This window comes from Streptomyces sp. PU-14G, from assembly GCF_041028275.1.
Lineage (GTDB): Bacteria > Actinomycetota > Actinomycetes > Streptomycetales > Streptomycetaceae > Streptomyces.
The window spans coordinates 1-3,704 of sequence record NZ_JASKYT010000506.1 but is presented as its reverse complement, the minus strand read 5'-3'; the positions used below and the strand labels follow the sequence as shown (position 1 = coordinate 3,704).

Annotated in this window: 3 protein-coding genes and 1 pseudogene; 2 read left to right on the top strand and 2 right to left on the bottom strand. The window is 73.9% G+C overall.

Features of this window, described 5'->3' with window-relative positions; genetic code table 11:
* Both AB8Z75_RS32430 and AB8Z75_RS32425 read left to right on the top strand, forming a co-directional pair.
* Positions 1-713, top strand: a pseudogene (locus tag AB8Z75_RS32430) (hypothetical protein); the annotation flags it as partial.
* A gap of 254 nt (positions 714-967) precedes the next feature.
* Positions 968-1,618: a DUF4383 domain-containing protein gene (locus tag AB8Z75_RS32425; protein ID WP_369208318.1), complete on the top strand. Its 651-nt coding sequence runs from the start codon at positions 968-970 to the stop codon at positions 1,616-1,618.
* Positions 1,619-1,708: 90 nt separating this feature from the next.
* Here AB8Z75_RS32425 and AB8Z75_RS32420 read toward each other — a convergent pair whose 3' ends face one another.
* Together AB8Z75_RS32420 and AB8Z75_RS32415 are read right to left on the bottom strand one after the other, a co-directional pair.
* The gene (locus AB8Z75_RS32420; protein WP_369208316.1) at positions 1,709-2,473 is read right to left on the bottom strand and encodes an HAD family hydrolase; all 765 of its coding nucleotides are present in this window, start codon (positions 2,471-2,473) and stop codon (positions 1,709-1,711) included.
* A gap of 74 nt (positions 2,474-2,547) precedes the next feature.
* Positions 2,548-3,704 (bottom strand): cysteine protease StiP family protein (locus AB8Z75_RS32415; RefSeq protein ID WP_369208314.1); only part of this gene is annotated, 1,157 nt, incomplete at its 5' end.

The following is a 3,704-nucleotide window of genomic DNA, read 5'->3' as shown; positions in this document are numbered from 1 at the left end:
GACCCTGGCGGGCCCGCGCCGAGCTGGACGGGGCGCGGCAGGAGCTGGAGCGGGTCAAGGGGGAGCTCGACCGGTTCGCACAGGGCCTCGGCTCCCTGCTGACGCGGGCCGAGAACCAGCTCGCCCGCCTGGCCCCCGCCGTGGAGCGGGCCTCGCTGCGCACCCGCACGGAGGCGCTCCAGACCCGCGCGGGCCAGGTGGAACCGGTCCTCAGCGAGCTGCGGCGCCGCTTCAGCGTCGCCTGCTGGCAGGACCTGCAGAACGTGCCGCGGCAGGCCGAGCACTCGGCGCGGCAGGCGAACGAGAAGCTGGGCGAGGCCCGCACCGCGCGGGCCGAGCAGCGCTGGCCCGATGCCACGTCGCTGCTCTCGACGGTGCGGGCGCTGCTGAACACCACCGACGAGGCGGTCAAGGCGGCCGGGGAACGGCTGCAGCGGCTCAACGAGGTCTCGTTCGACCACAGCAAGGAGGTCGAGCGCACCCGTTTCGCGATCCGTGACGCGCAGCGTCTCGCGATGGCCGGGCGCAGCACCCCCGATCCGCGGCACGCGCAGCCGCTGGACAACGCGGTGGAGCGGGTGGATCGCGCGGTCGCCTCGCTCAACGGCCGACACCCGGACTACTGGCACCTGCTCACCGAGCTCGACGCGGTACGCGAGACGGTCCAGCAGGTGGTGGAGCAGATCCGCCAGGAGCGGGCCTCGGGAAGCTGATCCCCCGCCCGTGCCCGTGCGGCTTCGCGCGGCCCCCCGCCGGCGCTCTTTCGAGCCGGCCGCTCCTGGTTGCCGAGGGGAGTCATCCTGTCACCCGGCGCCGTGTTGAGTCCGCGTTGCCACGGGAGGATGCTGGAAGGTGAGTACCGAGCGCCTCCAACCGCTGTGAGGAGGCCCCCGTGGCCGCTTCTCCCGCCCCTCCCGGCCGGCGGCTGCCCCGGCTGCCGTTCGGGCGGCGCATCCTCGACGAGCACATGCCCGTGCACCACAGACTCAGCCGGATCTACCGGGTGGGCGCCGGGCTGGTGGGGCTGCTGCTGACCGCCTTCGGTGTTCTGGGCCTCACCGACCGCATCGGCTTCTTCGACACCGGCGGCGACCAGGTCGGCGGCCTCAACACGAACGGCGCGCTCAGCGTGCTGTCGATCCTCGTCGGGCTGCTGCTGTTCTCCGGCACGGTGCGCGGCGGCAACTTCGCCTCCAGCCTCAACATCGTCCTCGGTGGCCTGTTCGTCCTCAGCGGCTTCGTCAATCTCGCGCTTTTGGAGACCGGCTTCAACTTCCTGGCCTTCGAGCTGCAGAACGTGCTGTTCAGCTTCGTCGTCGGGCTGCTGCTGCTCGTCTTCGGGATGTACGGGCGCGTGGGGAGCGCCCTGCCGCACGACAACCCGTACTGGCAGCAGCGCCATCCGGAGCAGAGCGAACGCGCCCGGCGCGCCCGGGACGTGCGCGAACGGCAGGTGCGGGCGCGCGCACGCGGTGAGGAGCTGCGGCGCCGGGCCTCGCTGTACGGCGGCGAGGCGGAGCCGGACGCCCCCGGCGCGGAAGCCGAGGCGAAGGCGGCGTCCGCCGCGCAGCGGGCGGCGGTCGACGAACGGGGGTACGGGCGCGGCCCGCGCGAGTGACCTCCAGGCCGCCCGCCTCCCGGGAAGCGGCTCGCCGCCCGTGCTCCTCCTCAGCGGCTTAGCGCCTCAGCGGCTCAGCGCCCCAGCAGCTCAGCGTCGGGAGGTGGAGGAGGGTTCCGTCGCGGCCGTCGTCGTGGCCGTCATCTCCCGCAGGATCTGTTCGCCGGCGAGCACGCCGCGCTGCGGCAGCACCCGCAGATGCGGCAGCTGCCAGCCGCTGTCGGCGAGTTCCCCGTGTGCCGGGCGCCACGCCAGGTCGGCGGCCTGGAGAAGGTCGGCGTCCAGCAGCGAGTCGCCGGCCGCGTGGACGCGTCCCGTACCGGCCCTGCGGGCCACCTCCGCCACGGCGGCGCTCTTGGTCAGCGGGTGGGGCACCGCGTAGATCTTGCGGCCCTGGAGGGAGACGCCCCAGCCGTGGGGGGCCGCCCAGTCGGCCAGTTCCTTGACCCAGGTGTCGGGCAGCAGGGCACGCTCGACCACGAGGTAGGCGAACAGGTCGTCGGCCACGCGTTCCTTGAGCAGCCACTCGGGCCGTGCCTGGCGCAGCATGTGCTCCCGGATCTGCGCGAGCGGCGCGCAGGCGGCCAGCCGTTCGCGCACGTGGGCGCGCCAGTCGGGGTCGCTGTGGCCGTCGACGAGGAGATGGCCGCCGTTGGAGCAGACGGCGAAGCGGGGCGGTGGTCCCGGCAGCCGGACGCGGCGGTACTGCTCGGGCGTGCGCGTGGTGGCGGGCACGAACACGGTACGGGTGGCGAGGCCCTCCAGCAGTGCGGCCGCCTCCTGTGTCATGTAGGAGAGCGGCTTGTGCTCGTACGTCTCGACGCACAGCAGGCGCGGCGCCCGGGTGTCGGGCATGGTCAACTCCAGCGCGGGGGCGGAGTAGATCAGGGTGCGGTCGAGGTCGCTGGCGAGGAGCACCCGTTCTGTCGTCACCTGGCGGCCTTTCCGTCGGCGCCGGTGGCACCGCGCGTGTAGCGGGGGTGGATGAGTCCGACGCAGGTGTAGGGCAGGTCGTCCGTCTCCTCGACGGGGACGCCGCGCTGCTCGGCCAGGAGCCGTACGTGGTCGAGATCGGCTCCGGCGCCGCGGCGGGCCAGTATGCGCCAGGGGACGCGGCGCAGCAGTACGCGGGTCGTCTCCCCGACGCCCGGCTTGATCAGGTTGACGTCGCCGATGCCGTAGTCCTCGCTGATGTGCTCGACGGCGCGCCAGCCGGCCCAGGTGGGGGTGCGGTCGGCGGCGGCCAGGGCTGCCATGTCCCGCCGCACGTCGTCGCGGACCGCCGCGAACCGGTCGGCGACGGTGTCCACGAACAGCTCCGAGAGGTCGCTTCCGGCCAGCCGGCGGTAGAACTTGGCGCCGTGGAAGTCGTGCGGGCCCACCAGGTCGGCGCGGAGCACGGTGCGGGATATCAGCCCCGAGACGGTCGAGTTGAGGCACGCCGAGGGGATGAGGAAGTCCTGGCGGGTGCCGTAGGTGCCCACACACGAGCCGGGGTCGGCGAGGACGGCGGGCTCCGGGTTGAAGCGCGGGTGCGCGGCGAGCGCCTGGGCCAGTTCCCTGGTGATGGCGCCCTTGCCGGTCCAGCCGTCCACGAAGACGACGTCGGCCGGGTCGTGGTGGGCGGCCAGGTGGGCCAGCGCGCCGACGTCGATGCCGCGGCCCCGGACGATCGAGACGGCGTAGTGCGGCAGGTCCAGGCCGTGGGTGCGCTGGGCCCAGCGGCGCATCAGTACGCCGACGGGCGTGCCGGCACGGGCCAGTGACACCAGCACGGGGCGGGGGCCGCGCTCGGCGAGCACGGTCTCGGTCACGGTGCCGACCGCGCGGGCCAGCCGTGCGGCCGAGGTCTCCAGCGCGCTGTGGAAGAGGCGCTGGTACGCGGCGGAGGGCTGGTATTCGACGGGCAGCGACTCGGCGTAGTGGGCGCCGCCCGCCTGGATGGCTTCCTCGCGCTCCTCGGTGGGCGCCTCCAACTCGACGTCGGACAGGTCGCGCAGCAGCCAGGCGACGTCCTCGGGCGCGTACGAGGAGAAGGCCGGCCCGTACAGCGGAGCGGGCGGGGGCGGCGGATCCGCGGCGGGGG